General features: G+C 73.0%; 9 protein-coding genes and 2 pseudogenes. 9 read left to right on the top strand and 2 right to left on the bottom strand.

Translation table 11 applies throughout. The annotated features are described in order from the left end of the window. Positions 1-282: pseudogene (locus tag SSBG_RS06855) on the bottom strand (PucR family transcriptional regulator); the annotation flags it as partial. 260 nt (positions 283-542) lie between these two features. On the opposite strand from SSBG_RS06855, the gene SSBG_RS06845 reads away from it, so the two are divergent. The 4 genes from SSBG_RS06845 to SSBG_RS35400 all read left to right on the top strand — a co-directional run bounded on the left by SSBG_RS06845 (position 543) and on the right by SSBG_RS35400 (position 5,722). Continuing rightward, complete coding sequence (locus tag SSBG_RS06845; protein ID WP_008745474.1) at positions 543-1,469, top strand: proline dehydrogenase family protein; 927 nt, start codon at positions 543-545, stop codon at positions 1,467-1,469. A gap of 84 nt (positions 1,470-1,553) precedes the next feature. Further along, positions 1,554-3,185: an L-glutamate gamma-semialdehyde dehydrogenase gene (gene pruA / locus SSBG_RS06840; protein WP_008745473.1), complete on the top strand. Its 1,632-nt coding sequence runs from the start codon at positions 1,554-1,556 to the stop codon at positions 3,183-3,185. A 170-nt stretch (positions 3,186-3,355) separates the two neighbouring features. Then, positions 3,356-5,176 (top strand): acyl-CoA dehydrogenase, encoded by a 1,821-nt coding sequence (locus SSBG_RS06835; protein WP_008745472.1) that lies wholly within the window; start codon positions 3,356-3,358, stop codon positions 5,174-5,176. A 414-nt stretch (positions 5,177-5,590) separates the two neighbouring features. Continuing rightward, positions 5,591-5,722 carry a hypothetical protein gene (locus SSBG_RS35400; RefSeq protein ID WP_086023094.1) on the top strand — a complete coding sequence of 44 codons (132 nt, stop codon included), beginning with the start codon at positions 5,591-5,593 and terminating at the stop codon, positions 5,720-5,722. A 168-nt stretch (positions 5,723-5,890) separates the two neighbouring features. On the opposite strand, the gene SSBG_RS06830 is transcribed toward SSBG_RS35400, so the two are convergent. Then, the gene (locus SSBG_RS06830; protein ID WP_008745470.1) at positions 5,891-7,477 is read right to left on the bottom strand and encodes a purple acid phosphatase family protein; all 1,587 of its coding nucleotides are present in this window, start codon (positions 7,475-7,477) and stop codon (positions 5,891-5,893) included. Between the two features lie 129 nt (positions 7,478-7,606). On the opposite strand from SSBG_RS06830, the gene SSBG_RS06825 reads away from it, so the two are divergent. From SSBG_RS06825 to SSBG_RS34310, 5 genes and pseudogenes are all read left to right on the top strand, one after another. Continuing rightward, positions 7,607-8,647, top strand: coding sequence for a 3-isopropylmalate dehydrogenase (locus tag SSBG_RS06825; protein ID WP_008745469.1), 1,041 nt, complete (start codon positions 7,607-7,609; stop codon positions 8,645-8,647). 323 nt (positions 8,648-8,970) lie between these two features. Beyond that, positions 8,971-10,053, top strand: coding sequence for a branched-chain amino acid aminotransferase (locus SSBG_RS06820; RefSeq protein ID WP_008745468.1), 1,083 nt, complete (start codon positions 8,971-8,973; stop codon positions 10,051-10,053). Between the two features lie 76 nt (positions 10,054-10,129). Continuing rightward, a complete protein-coding gene (locus SSBG_RS06815) occupies positions 10,130-11,518 on the top strand; it encodes an MFS transporter (protein WP_008745467.1) in 1,389 nt (462 codons plus the stop codon). 284 nt (positions 11,519-11,802) lie between these two features. Then, positions 11,803-13,458 carry a citramalate synthase gene (gene cimA / locus SSBG_RS06810; protein ID WP_008745466.1) on the top strand — a complete coding sequence of 552 codons (1,656 nt, stop codon included), beginning with the start codon at positions 11,803-11,805 and terminating at the stop codon, positions 13,456-13,458. 127 nt (positions 13,459-13,585) lie between these two features. Continuing rightward, positions 13,586-13,799 (top strand): annotated as a pseudogene (locus tag SSBG_RS34310) (RNA polymerase sigma factor SigF); the annotation flags it as partial.

The raw sequence follows: 13,799 nt of genomic DNA, 5'->3' as shown, positions 1-13,799 counted from the left end.
CGGCAGGCAGACGCGGTCGCGCAGCACCCCCGCCTCCGGCGCGGCGGGGATGCGCACCGGGCCCGTCGCGCGGGCGATGCCGAAGCCCTCGAACCACGCGCGGACGGCGGCGGACGAGGTGCGCGTGAGGATCGTGCGGGTCCGCACCTGGTCGAGCGCGTCCTCGGGGCCGCTGTCGTGGGCGCCGAAGGCGATGAGCCCGAAGTCCTTGTCCTCCAGCGTCGCCGGGGCCCCGAGCAGGGCGGAGATCTCGTCCACGAGTTCCTGGTAGTCGGCCTTCACTCCGCCATTGTCGCGCGCCCGCCCCGCCGTTTCATACAAATGTCTGAGAACCGAACGGGGGATGCGTGACAGGTGTCGATGGCATCCGGGCCCCCGCGTCCCGAGAATCGGCAGTGGCTGCGGTGTGTCCCCGCGCACACAGGGCACGCGTACACACCGGCAGCATCCTGTCGCTTCCCCCGGCGGCAGGCCCCCGATCCGCCTCCCCCGCCCCACCCCCCCGGGCGGGGGAGGCGCCCTTCCGCATCGTGGAGGTCCCCGTGCTGGGTCCCGTGATCCTCGCCGCTTCGCGCAGCGACCGGCTGCGCCGCGTCGTCTCGGCCGCGCCCGTCACCAAGCCGGTCGTGAACCGCTTCATCCCCGGCGAGAGCGTCGACCAGATCGTCCCGATCATCGTCGACGCCACCAGCAAGGGCCTGGAGCTGACGATGGACGTCGTCGGCGAGGACATCACGACCCCCGAGCAGGCCGCCGCCGCGCGCGACGCCTACCTGGAGCTGATCGAGCACCTCAAGGCCCTCGACCTCGGCACCCGCGCCGAGATGTCGGTGAAGCTCTCGATGTTCGGCCAGGCGCTGGAAGGCGGCCACGAGCTGGCCCTCGCCAACGTCCGCCCCGTCGTCGAGGCCGCCGCCGCGATCGGCACCACGGTCACGCTCGACGCCGAGGACCACACGACGCTCGACTCGATGTTCGCGATCCACGAGGAGCTGCGGAAGGACTTCCCGCAGACCGGCTGCGTCATCCAGGCGTACCTCTTCCGCACCGAGGACGACGCCCGCCGCCTCGCCGCCGCCGGGAGCCGCGTGCGTCTCGTGAAGGGCGCGTACAAGGAGCCCGCCTCGGTCGCCCACCAGGAGAAGCCCGAGATCGACAAGGCGTACATCCGCGTCCTGCGCGTCCTCATGGAGGGCGACGGCTACCCCATGGTCGGCTCGCACGACCCCCGTATCGTGGAGATAGCGCAGGAACTGGCGCGCCGCGCGGGCCGCAAGCCCGGCGACTTCGAGTTCCAGATGCTGTACGGCATCCGCTCCGAGGAGCACCTGCGGCTCGCCCGCGAGGGTCACCGGATGCGCGTCTACACCGCGTACGGCACCGACTGGTACGGCTACTTCATGCGGCGCCTCGCCGAGAAGCCCGCCAACCTCCTCTTCTTCCTGCGCTCGGTCCTCACCAAGAACTGAGACCGGGGCTCCGTCCTCGCCGATCACCACGCGCCCGGCGGCCCGCCGCCCCGCGCACCCCGACCCCCAAGGAGAACGGACACCATGGACGCTGTGACCCAGGCCCCCGCCCCCTACAACGAGCCCGTCCACGGCTACGCGCCCGGCAGCCCCGAGCGCGCCCGCCTGGAGTCGAAGCTCAAGGAGCTGGCCGAGAACCCGATCGAGCTCCCCATGACCATCGGGGGCGAGAAGCGCCTCGGCGGCGGCGAGGAGTTCCGGGTCGTCCAGCCGCACGCCCACGCCTCCGTCATCGGTACGGGGCGCGGCGCGACGAAGCAGGACGCGCAGGACGCGATCGACGCCGCGCTCGCCGCCGCCCCCGCGTGGCGCGCCATGTCCTTCGACGACCGCGCCGCGATCATCCTGCGCGCCGCCGACCTGCTCTCCGGCCCCTGGCGCGAGACCATCGCCGCCTCGGTCATGCTGGGCCAGGGCAAGACCGCGCAGCAGGCCGAGATCGACGCGCCGTGCGAGCTGGTCGACTTCTGGCGCTTCAACGTCCACTACGCGCGCGGCATCCTCGCCGAGCAGCCCCCGGCGAACTCGCGGACCGTGTGGAACCGCATGGACCACCGGCCGCTCGAAGGCTTCGTCTACGCGATCACGCCCTTCAACTTCACCGCGATCTCGCTGAACCTGCCGACCGCGCCCGCGCTCATGGGCAACGTCGTCGTGTGGAAGCCCTCCCCGACCCAGACCCACTCGGCCGTCCTCATGATGCGGCTCCTGGAGGAGGCCGGGCTGCCCAAGGGCGTCATCAACCTCGTCACCGGCGACGGCATCGCCGTCTCGGACGTCGCGCTGCACCACCGCGACCTCGCGGGCATCCACTTCACCGGTTCCACCAAGACCTTCCAGCACCTGTGGAAGACGGTCGGCACCAACATCGAGAAGTACCGCTCCTACCCGCGCATCGTCGGCGAGACGGGCGGCAAGGACTTCGTCGTCGCCCACCCGAGCGCCGACCGCGCCGTGCTCAAGACCGCGCTGACCCGCGGCGCCTTCGAGTACCAGGGCCAGAAGTGCTCCGCGACGTCCCGCGCCTACCTCCCGGCCTCGATCTGGAACGACGGCTTCAAGGAGGAGTTCGCGGCCGAGGTCGACGGCATCGCCATGGGCGACGTCACCGACTTCAAGAACTTCATCGGCGCCGTCATCGACGAGCGCGCCTTCGCGAAGAACAAGGCCGCGATCGACCGCGCCAAGGCGGACGACACCTGCACGATCGTCGCGGGCGGCACGTACGACGACGCGGTGGGCTACTTCGTGCGCCCGACCGTCATCGCGTGCACCGACCCGGAGAACGAGGTCTTCACGACCGAGTACTTCGGCCCGATCCTCGCCGTGCACGTCTACGAGGACGACCAGTACGAGGCCATGCTCGACCAGATGGAGTCGGTCTCCGACTACGCCCTGACCGGTTCGGTCATCGCGAGCGACCGCGCCGCCGCCGCCCACACGATGGAGAAGCTCCGCTACGCGGCCGGCAACTTCTACATCAACGACAAGTCGACCGGTGCCGTCGTCGGCCAGCAGCCCTTCGGTGGCGGCCGCGCCTCCGGCACCAACGACAAGGCCGGGGCCCCGCAGAACCTCCAGCGCTGGACCCTCACCCGCGCCATCAAGGACTCGCTGCTCTCCCCGACCGAGTACGGCTACCCGCACATGGGCTGACGCCCCCGCCTCGCGGGGCCCCCACCCGGGACCGCCGCGCCCCGACCCCGCCCCCGGCCCCGGTGCTCATACCGGCCGGGGGCGGCGCCGTGCGCGGCCGACACCCCTTCCTCCTGCGCTAAGCGTCCGCTTAGTATGGTCCGGACGGCCCCCTGCCCCCGGAGACGACCATGGCGAAGCACACCCCCACCGCGCGCGACTCCCTCCTCCTCTCCCGCAGGGACCTGCGCTTCCTCCTGCACGAGTGGCTGCACGTCGAGGACCTGACCGCCCGCGAGCGCTACGCCGCGCACGACCGCGAGACCTTCGACGCCGTCCTCGACCTCAGCGAGACCCTGGCCACCCGCCACTTCGCGCCGCACAACAAGCTCGGCGACGCGCACGAGCCGACCTTCGACGGCGAGCGCGTGCACGTCATCCCCGAGGTGGGTGAGGCGCTGCGGGTCTTCGCGGACGCCGGGCTCACGAGCGCGGGGCTCGACGCCTCGGTGGGCGGGATGCAGCTCCCGCGCGTCGTCACCGACGCGTGCTTCGCCTGGTTCCAGGCCGCGAACGTCGGCACGTCCGCCTACCCCTTCCTCACCATCGGCAACGCCAACCTGCTCCTCGCCCACGGCAGCCGGGAGCAGATCGACACCTACGTGCGGCCCATGGCCGAGGGCCGCTGGTTCGGCACGATGTGTCTCTCCGAGCCGCAGGCCGGCTCCTCGCTCGCCGACGTCCGCACCCGCGCCGAGCGCGCGGGGGACGGCACGTACCGCCTCTTCGGCAACAAGATGTGGATCTCCGGCGGCGACCACGAGCTGACCGAGAACATCGTCCACCTCGTCCTCGCCCGCACCCCCGGCGGACCGGCGGGCGTCAAGGGCCTCTCGCTCTTCGTCGTGCCCAAGTACCTCGTGGACGAGGAGGGCGGCACCGGCGCGCGCAACGACGTCGTGCTCGCCGGGCTCAACCACAAGATGGGCTACCGGGGCACGACCAACACGCTCCTCAACTTCGGCGAGGGCGCGCATCGGCCCGGCGGGGAGCCCGGCGCGGTCGGCCACCTCGTCGGCGAGGAGAACAAGGGCCTCGCGTACATGTTCCACATGATGAACGAGGCCCGCATCGGCGTCGGCCTCGGCGCGACAGCCCTCGGCTACACCGGCTACCTGCACGCCCTCGACTACGCGCGCACCCGCCCCCAGGGCCGCCCCGTCGCCGCGAAGGACCCCGCGACGGCCCAGGTCCCGATCATCGAGCACACCGACGTCCGCCGTATGCTCCTCGCCCAGAAGTCCTACGTCGAGGGCGCGCTCGCCCTCACGCTCTACTGCGGGCGCCTCGTGGACGAGCAGCGCACCGCGCCGGAGCCCGCCGCGCGCGAGGCGGCCGGGCTGCTGCTCGACATCCTCACGCCGGTCGCCAAGAGCTGGCCCTCGCAGTGGTGCCTGGAGGCGAACAGCCTGGCCATCCAGGTGCACGGCGGCTACGGCTACACGCGCGAGTACGACGTCGAGCAGTTCTACCGCGACAACCGCCTCAACCCCATCCACGAGGGCACCCACGGCATCCACGGCCTCGACCTCCTCGGCCGCAAGGCCGTCATGAAGGACGGCGCCGCGCTGCGCCTGCTGCTCGGCCGCGTCGAGGACACGGCGCGGCGCGCGACGTCGGCGGGCGGGGACGCCGCGACGTACGCGACGGAGCTGCGCGAGGCGGCGACGCGCCTCGCCGCCGTGACGGCGCGGCTGTGGCAGGGCGGCGACCCGCGCACGGCCCTCGCCAACGCCTCCGTCTACCTGGAGGCGGCCGGGCACGTGGTCCTCGCCTGGATCTGGCTCGAACAGCTCCTCGCGGCCGGAGCGGGCGAGGGCGGCTTCTACGCGGGCAAGCGCGCCGCCGCGCGCTACTTCTTCCGCCACGAGCTGCCCCGGACGGCTCCGCAGTTCGCGCTCCTCGAAAGCCTCGACACGACGGCCGCCGACATGGAGCCCGACTGGTTCTGAGCCGCGGGGCGGGGGAGCGGCCGGGGGGCGGCTCCGGCGCGCGCGGCGTGGCGCGTGCGCCGCGGCCGTCTCAGATAGTAGGAAGTCCGAGTAATTGTGGAGACAGCGACGCAGAGCTGTCCTAGCTTTGTAGGAGCCGGACTGTTCTCGCCCGACCGGGCGAAGGCGGTCGTGTGCCGCGGCCCCGCGCAGGCGAACCCTGCGGGCCCGGTCCCCGCCCCGGACGGCGCGCACCCGTGGTTCCCCGTACCCCGGCACCCGCCGGGCGTACCCGGCCCCCCGGGCCCCGTCACCACAGTCCGCCCACCACGCCCCGCCCGGCCGCCTCGCGCCCCGAAGCGGACGGACGGCACGGCGTACCCCCCACCGCCCACGGGCCTTCCGTGGACCTGGATGTGCAAGGAGTCGATCCTCATGGCCGCAGAGACGACCGTCCGCCGAGTCCGCCACTCCGCCCCGCGCAGCGAGGCGGAGCGCCGCAACGCCGCCGCCGCGCTCCAGCGCGCCTTCGACCGCCGCGACAACGGCGGCCAGACCGGCCACTGACGCGCCGCCCGGCCCCGCGCGGGGCCGCGCCCGGCACGAGCGTGCCGCCGCCCCCTCCCGTCGGGCGCGCCGAGCTGGTACACATACGCCACCGGGAGCCGCCGGCCGACCGGCCGGCCCTGTCTGGACTTTTGTTCTTTCCGGTACACCGCACGCAGGGGCCCGTGCTCAGCGCGTGATGGTGAAGTGGTCCACCCGCTCGCCCGTCTCGGCGAGCGCCGTGACCTCCATGCGCGGCCGGTGGCCCGCCGTCACCCGCACCGCGAGGAACGAGAAGCCCGTGTACCGCAGGCGGGACCACTCGACGGCCTCGGTGGCCTTTCCCGCCTCCGTCCAGTGGTACGAGGCCACGGAGTCCACGTGGTGCTCGTGCCCCTCGTAGGAGTCGGGCGCCGGGAAGTCGTAGAGCGCCTTGCCCGCGCCGCCCGCCGTCACGTAGACGATGCCGTCCCGCGTCGAGGAGACGGACTCGCCGACGGGCACGGTGCGGGCGACCTCGCCGCCGGGCAGCGCGTCGGTGCGCTCGTAGACGTGGTTGTGGCCGTTGACGACGAGGTCCACGCGGTACGTGTCGAAGAGCGGCACCCACGCCTCGCGCACGCCGCCGTCCGAGGCGTGCGCGTTCGTCGTGGAGAAGGCGCAGTGGTGGAAGAAGACGACGACGAAGTCCACGTCGCGGTGGGCGCGCAGCCCCTTGAGCGTGCGCTCCAGCCACTTCGTCTGGGCGCCGCCGGTGTAGCCGGTGTTCGCCCTGATCTGCAGGCTCACGTCGTTGGCGTCGAGCGCGACGACGCCGACGTTGCCGTAGACGAAGGAGTAGACGCCGGGCGACTCCTCCGGGTCCAGCCCGCCCTTCGGCAGCGACCAGCGCGCGTTCTGCCCGCCGTAGCCGTGCGGCGAGTACCACGCCTCCATGTCGTGGTTGCCCGTCGTCACCATCCACGGCACCTTCGAGGCCACGGACTCGGTCTGCGCGAGGAACTGGTCCCACACGCGCGCGTCGTAGGTGTCGCCGTCCTTGCCCTGCCCGCTGCTGTCCGCGTAGCAGATGTCGCCCGCGTGCAGGTGGAAGGAGGGGTTCTGGCCGAGGACCAGCGCGTCGTTGGCGAGCGCGTCGTAGGAGACGCCCTGGTCGCCGAAGGCGGTGAAGGTGAACGACTCCGGGCGCGCGGGGGCCGTGCGGAAGCTGCCGATCGTGCCGATGTTGCGGGGGTCGGCCGGGTCGAAGCCGGTGTGCCCGACGCCGTAGTAGTACGTCGTGTCCGGGCGCAGCCGCTCCAGCTCGACGTGCAGGTAGTACTGGTCCACGGCCGGGAGCTTCGCCGTGAGCGCGGGGGTGTGCAGCGCCCGCACCTCGGCGTCGATCTTCCGGCTGAGGTCCCACGGGCGCGTACCGAGGCGCAGGAAGGGGCGCTTGACCGGCAGCGGCACCTGCCAGCTCACCGTCATCCGCGTGCGCGGGTCGGCGCCGAAGGCGAGGTGGCGCGCGAACGGCGCGACGAGGGAGCCGTCGACGCGGGACGCGGCGGAGGACGGCAGGAAGGCGGGCGAGGGCGCGGCGTCGCGCGGCGCCGCGTACCTGGCGGCGTTGGCGCTGCCGCCGAGCACGCCGGGCCCCGCGACGGCGCCCGCCGTGACGGTGCCCGCGCGCAGCGCCGAACGCCGCGTCAGCCTGCGGCGCAGGTAGTCGTGCTGTTCGGGCATCGTCATGCGGGAAGCGAGGTGGTCGGGGATGCCGACCCGGGGAGTCTCCATGACCCGGAAGGTCCCACGCGCGCGTGGCGTGGGCGTGGCGTCCAGGTGTCCGCGACACGGCCGGTCGGCAATGAGTCCACATGATGGACGCCGCGTGTCAGGCAGTGGGACGAGGAGTACGGTGCCCGCATGTCGCGCAGCATCAATCTCGCAGTCATTCCCGGTGACGGCATCGGCCCCGAGGTCGTGTCGCAGGGCCTCAAGGTCCTGCGCGCCGTCCTCCCGCAGGACGCCAAGCTGGAGACCAAGGAGTACGACCTCGGCGCCCGGCGCTGGCACCGCACGGGGGAGACCCTCCCGGACGCGGAGCTCGAAGCGCTCACCTCGCACGACGCGATCCTCCTGGGCGCGATCGGCGATCCCTCGGTGCCCTCCGGGGTCCTGGAGCGCGGGCTGCTCCTCAAGCTCCGCTTCGCCTTCGACCACTTCGTCAACCTGCGCCCCTCGCGCCTCTTCCCGAACACGGCGTCGCCGCTCGCGGGCAGCCCCGAGATCGACTTCGTCGTCGTCCGCGAGGGCACCGAGGGGCCGTACACCGGCAACGGTGGTTCGCTGCGCACCGGTACGCCCGCCGAGGTCGCCACCGAGGTCAGCGTCAACACGGCGTACGGCGTCGAGCGCGTCGTCCGCGACGCCTTCGCCCGCGCCCAGGCCCGCCCGCGCAAGAAGCTGACACTCGTCCACAAGAACAACGTGCTCGTCTACGCGGGCCACCTGTGGAAGAACATCTTCGACAAGGTCGCGGCCGAGTACCCCGAGGTCGGCACCGACTACCTGCACGTCGACGCCGCGACGATCTTCCTCGTCACGCGCCCCGAGCGCTTCGACGTCATCGTCACCGACAACCTCTTCGGCGACATCCTCACCGACCTCGCCGCAGCCGTCACCGGGGGCATCGGCCTCGCCGCCTCCGGGAACATCAACCCGAGCGGCGCTTTCCCCTCGATGTTCGAGCCGGTCCACGGCTCGGCGCCCGACATCGCCGGGCAGGGCAAGGCCGACCCGACCGCCACCGTCCTCTCCGTCGCGCTCCTGCTGCGCCACCTCGGCCACGAGGCCGAGGCCGTCCGCGTCGAGAAGGCCGTCACGGCCGACCTCACCGCCCGCGACGGCTCCCCGCGCACCACCGAGGAGATCGGCGACGCGCTCGCCGCCCGAGTAGCCGGCTGACCCCGGCAGGTACGAGCCGTACGAAGGCACGTCCCGTACCACCCCGCTCCACCGAGCACCACCGCCGCCGGGCCGCGCACCACCGCCCGGCGGCAGTGGTGCGTCCGGGGGTGTGCGAGCCGTGCGGCGCCCGCCGCGCGCGACCCGGATTCCTCGGCCCGCCGCGCGCGACCCGGATTCCGCGCCCGCGACCCCGCGCCGCGATTCCCCGCCCGCGCCGTTCCGCTGTTCGAGCGGGCGCGCGATAATCGGACACGGGGCGGCGGCATCGCACGATGCTCGGACGTCCTACTACCCAGTCGAGAAACGCGAAGGAAGAGCCCATGACGCCGACGATCGAGCTGAAGCCCACCGCTACGCCCCTCTCCGGCGCCGAGCGCGCGGCGGTCCTCGCCGCCCCCGGCTTCGGCCGGTACTTCACCGACCACATGGTGACGATCAAGTGGACCGAGGGCCTCGGCTGGCACGACGCGCAGCTCGTCCCGTACGCGCCCCTGTCGCTGGACCCGGCGAACATGACGCTGCACTACGCGCAGACGATCTTCGAGGGCCTCAAGGCGTACCGCCGCCCCGACGGCTCCGTCGCCTCGTTCCGCCCCGAGGCGAACGCCGAGCGCTTCCAGCGCTCCGCGCGCCGGCTCGCGATGCCCGAACTGCCCGTCGAGACCTTCGTCGAGGCGTGCGACGCGCTCGTGCGCCAGGACAAGGCGTGGGTCCCCGAGCACGGCGAGTCCAGCCTCTACCTGCGCCCCTTCATGATCGCCACCGAGGTCGGGCTCGGGGTCAGGCCGGCCAACGAGTACCTCTTCGTCGTCATCGCCTCGCCCGCTGGCGCCTACTTCTCCGGCGGCGTCCAGCCCGTCTCGGTGTGGCTCTCCGAGGACTACGTGCGCGCCGTCAAGGGCGGCACCGGCGCGGCCAAGACCGGCGGCAACTACGCCGCCTCGCTCGTCGCGCAGGCCGAGGCCGCGGCCAAGGGCTGCGACCAGGTCGTGTGGCTCGACGCGGTGGAGCACCGCTGGGTCGAGGAGATGGGCGGCATGAACCTCTACTTCGTCTACGGCGACCACATCGTCACGCCCGAGCTGAGCGGCTCCCTGCTCCCCGGCATCACGCGCGACTCGCTCCTCACGCTCGCCCGCGACCTCGGCTTCACCGCCGAGGAGCGCCGCATCTCGACCGAGGAGTGGAAGCGCGACACCGAGGAGGGCCGCCTCACCGAGGTCTTCGCCTGCGGGACGGCCGCCGTCATCACGCCGGTCGGCACGGTCAAGTCCGCGAGCGGCGAGTGGACCCAGGGCGACGGCACCCCCGGCACCGTCACGATGCGCCTGCGCGAAGGGCTCCTCGCCCTCCAGTCCGGCGCCGCCCCCGACACCCACGGCTGGATGCACGAGCTGGGCTGACCGCTCCCCGCGCCACGGCCGCCGGTAAGGGGCGTCATCCTGGATGACGCCCCTTACCGCTGTGCACCGTTCCCGCATGGAACGACAGCACGACCCGCGCGACGGACGCCGTCGCTACGGGAAGAAGATCTGGGCCGGCTCGGCGGGGAACATGGTCGAGTGGTTCGACTGGTTCGTCTACGCGAGCTTCGCGCCCTACTTCGCGAGCGCCTTCTTCCCCGAGGGCGACGCGACCGCACAGCTCATGAACACCGCCGGCGTCTTCGCCGTCGGCTTCTTCCTGCGGCCGGCCGGTGGCTGGCTCCTCGGCCGCGTCGCCGACCGCAGGGGCCGCAAGGCGGCACTGACCCTGACGGTCTCGCTCATGTCGGCCTCGGCGCTCCTCCTCGCCCTCGCCCCCACCTACGGCGTCGCGGGCTACGGGGGAGCCGCCGTGCTCCTCCTCGCCCGCTTGCTCCAGGGCCTCTCGGTCGGCGGCGAGTACGCGGCCGGCGCGACCTACCTCACCGAGGCCGCCCCGCCCCACCGCCGGGGCTTCGCGTCGAGCTTCCAGTACGTGTCGATGACGCTCGGCCAGATCCTCGGCCCCGCCCTGCTCCTCCTGCTCCAGCACACGCTCAGCGACGCCGCCCTGCACGGCTGGGGCTGGCGCGTGCCCTTCGCCGTCGGCGCCCTCGGCGCGGGCGTCGTCCTGCGGCTGCGCCGCTCCCTGCTGGAGACGGAGGTCTACGCGCGGGACGGGGCGGGCGCGGCGGGCGGCGCGCACGCGGGCCCGGGCGACCGGGGCGCCCTGCGCGCGCTGCTGCGCCACAAACGCGAGGCGCTGCTCGTCGTCGCCCTCACGGTGGGCGGCACCGTCGCCTACTACACGTACACGACGTACCTCACCAGGTACCTCGCGAACACCGCCGGACTGCCCCCACGCACCGCGACCCTCGTCTCGCTCGTCGCGCTCCTCGTCTTCGCCGCGCTCCAGCCGCTCGCCGGAGCGCTCTCGGACCGCGTGGGCCGCCGCCCCCTCCTCATCACCTTCGCGCTCGGCTCGGCGTTCCTGACCGTCCCCCTCCTCACCCTCCTCGCCCGCGCGAGGAGCTTCTGGCCCGCGCTCGGCCTCTCCCTGGTGGCCCTCCTCGTCGTGACCGGCTACACCTCCGTCAACGCCTGCGTGAAGGCCGAGCTCTTCCCGACCGGCGTGCGCGCCCTCGGCGTCGCCCTCCCGTACGCCCTCGCCAACGCCGCCTTCGGCGGCACGGCCGAGTACGTCGCCCTGTGGTTCAGGAACGCGGGCCTGGAAGGCGGCTTCGCCTGGTACGTCGCGGGCTGCGCGGCGGTCTCCCTCCTCGTGTACGCGACGATGCGCGAGACCCGCGACCTGGACCTGGCCCGCGTCACGGCCCCGCCCTCCCCGCCGCCCGCCGGGGAGACCGGGGCGACGGCGCCCGCGAGCCCCCGGACCGCATCCTGAGACACCCCCTCCACCCCCGCGCCGCGCTGTGGCAGACTGCCCCCATGCTCGTTCGCGCCATGATTATCGGCCGCAGCGCGCCGGTCCTTCGTGGCCGCTGACCCGCGATCCACACCCTCGCGGTCACGGCCACCGAGCCTCGGACCCGCGCGCAGACCTCTCGCACCCGCGAGGGGTCTTTTTCGTTTCCGGCCCCACCCGGCCGAAGGACGGAGCGACGCGAGTGGAGAGGCGACGGAGCCACCACGCAGCCCCCTTTCCGATCCCACAGGAGCCAGCAGCCCATGACCGCAGCACACCCCGGCGACCAGGAAGCGACCCGCGCCACCGCGGCCCCCACCGCCGACGCCGCCGTCGCCCGCGACTTCCACGTCTTCGACACGACCCTGCGTGACGGCGCCCAGCGCGAGGGCATCAACCTCACCGTCGCCGACAAGCTCACCATCGCCCGCCACCTGGACGACTTCGGCGTCGGCTTCATCGAGGGCGGCTGGCCGGGCGCCAACCCGCGCGACACCGAGTTCTTCGCCCGCGTCCAGAAGGAGGTCCCCTTCCGGCACGCCCAGCTCGTCGCTTTCGGCTCCACCCGCCGCGCCGGCGCCGAGGCCGCCGAGGACGCCCAGGTCCAGGCCCTCCTCGACTCCGGCGCCCCCGTCATCACGCTCGTCGCCAAGTCCCACGACCGCCACGTCGAACTCGCCCTGCGCACGACGCTGGACGAGAACCTCGCGATGATCGCCGACACCGTCGCGCACCTGCGCGCCCAGGGCCGCCGCGTCTTCCTCGACTGCGAGCACTTCTTCGACGGCTACCGCGCCAACCCCGACTACGCGAAGGCCGTCGTGCGCACCGCGCACGAGGCCGGCGCCGACGTCGTCGTGCTGTGCGACACCAACGGCGGGATGCTGCCCGCGCAGGTCGGCGCGATCGTGCAGACCGTCCTCGCCGACACCGGCGCGCGCCTCGGCATCCACGCGCAGGACGACACGGGCTGCGCCGTCGCCAACACCCTCGCCGCCGTGGACGCGGGCGCCAGCCACGTCCAGGGCACCGCCAACGGCTACGGCGAACGCGTCGGCAACGCCAACATCTTCCCCGTCGTCGCCGCGCTGGAGCTCAAGTACGGGCGCCGCGTGCTCCCCGAGGGCGCGCTGTGCGAGATGACGCGCATCTCGCACGCCATCGCCGAGGTCGTCAACCTGCCCCCCGCCACGCACCAGCCCTACGTCGGCGTCTCCGCCTTCGCGCACAAGGGCGGCCTGCACGCCTCCGCGATCAAGGTCGATCCCGCGCTCTACCAGCACATCGAGCCCGAACTCGTCGGCAACCGGCTGCGGATGCTCGTCTCCGACATGGCCGGGCGCGCCTCCGTCGAGCTCAAGGGCAAGGAACTGGGCATCGACCTCTCCGGCGACCGCGAGCTCGTCGGCCGCGTCGTCGCCCGCGTCAAGGAGCACGAACTCAAGGGCTACAGCTACGAGGCCGCCGACGCCTCCTTCGAACTCCTGCTGCGCAGCGAGGCCGAGGGCAAGGCGCCCCGCTTTTTCCGCACCGAGTCCTGGCGGGCCATCGTCGAGGACCGCCCCGACGGCAGCCACGCCAACGAGGCGACCGTGAAGCTCTGGGCCAAGGGCGAGCGCATCGTCGCCACGGCCGAGGGCAACGGCCCCGTCAACGCGCTCGACCGCGCGTTGCGCGTCGCCCTGGAGCGCATCCACCCGGAGCTGGCCGGCTTCCGCCTCACCGACTACAAGGTGCGCATCCTGGAGGGCCGCCACGGCACCGATTCCACGACGCGCGTCCTCATCTCCACGGGCGACGGCGCGACGGAGTGGTCCACGGTGGGCGTCGCCGACAATGTCATCGCCGCCTCGTGGCAGGCCCTGGAGGACGCCTACACCTACGGGCTGCTGCGCGCTGGGGTCGCCCCTTCCGAGTGACGCGCGGACCGCGTGCGGGCGGGGAGTGACCCGCACGGGTGGACGAGGGAAAAGACCCGGGCCGCAAGGTGTAAAAGGAAGCTTTTACCGCTCGGCCCGGGGCTCCCGCTCGGCTAGCGTCGAACGCATGAACCAGATCAGGCCGGGCCGCCCCGCGGTCGCTCCCCGGCCGGTCGCCGCCGTCCCCGCCCGCACGCCCGCGGCGCACCCCCCACGCACCCTCCGCACTCCCGGGACGCCGCCCCCGCCCGGCACCCGCGCGCTCCGCCCGCGCGCCCGCGCGCCCCGGCCCCGTACGGCGGCGGCGCCCCACCGCGCCCCGGCCGCCTCCCGCCGCCCCC

It is taken from the genome of Streptomyces sp. SPB074 (assembly GCF_000154905.1).
In the GTDB taxonomy this organism is placed as follows: Bacteria; Actinomycetota; Actinomycetes; order Streptomycetales; family Streptomycetaceae; genus Streptomyces.
The sequence above is the reverse complement of the archived record's forward strand: the minus strand, read 5'-3'. Positions and strand labels throughout refer to the sequence as shown.

Excerpts from the sequence above, each read along its gene's own strand:
- SSBG_RS35400 (WP_086023094.1), top strand. The coding sequence starts at position 5,591 with ATGGCCGCAGAGACGACCGTCCGCCGAGTCCGCCACTCCGCCCCGCGC.
- SSBG_RS06830 (WP_008745470.1), bottom strand. The coding sequence starts at position 7,477 with ATGGAGACTCCCCGGGTCGGCATCCCCGACCACCTCGCTTCCCGCATG.
- SSBG_RS06815 (WP_008745467.1), top strand. The coding sequence starts at position 10,130 with ATGGAACGACAGCACGACCCGCGCGACGGACGCCGTCGCTACGGGAAG.
- SSBG_RS06820 (WP_008745468.1), top strand. The coding sequence starts at position 8,971 with ATGACGCCGACGATCGAGCTGAAGCCCACCGCTACGCCCCTCTCCGGC.
- SSBG_RS06835 (WP_008745472.1), top strand. The coding sequence starts at position 3,356 with ATGGCGAAGCACACCCCCACCGCGCGCGACTCCCTCCTCCTCTCCCGC.
- pruA (WP_008745473.1), top strand. The coding sequence starts at position 1,554 with ATGGACGCTGTGACCCAGGCCCCCGCCCCCTACAACGAGCCCGTCCAC.
- cimA (WP_008745466.1), top strand. The coding sequence starts at position 11,803 with ATGACCGCAGCACACCCCGGCGACCAGGAAGCGACCCGCGCCACCGCG.
- SSBG_RS06825 (WP_008745469.1), top strand. The coding sequence starts at position 7,607 with ATGTCGCGCAGCATCAATCTCGCAGTCATTCCCGGTGACGGCATCGGC.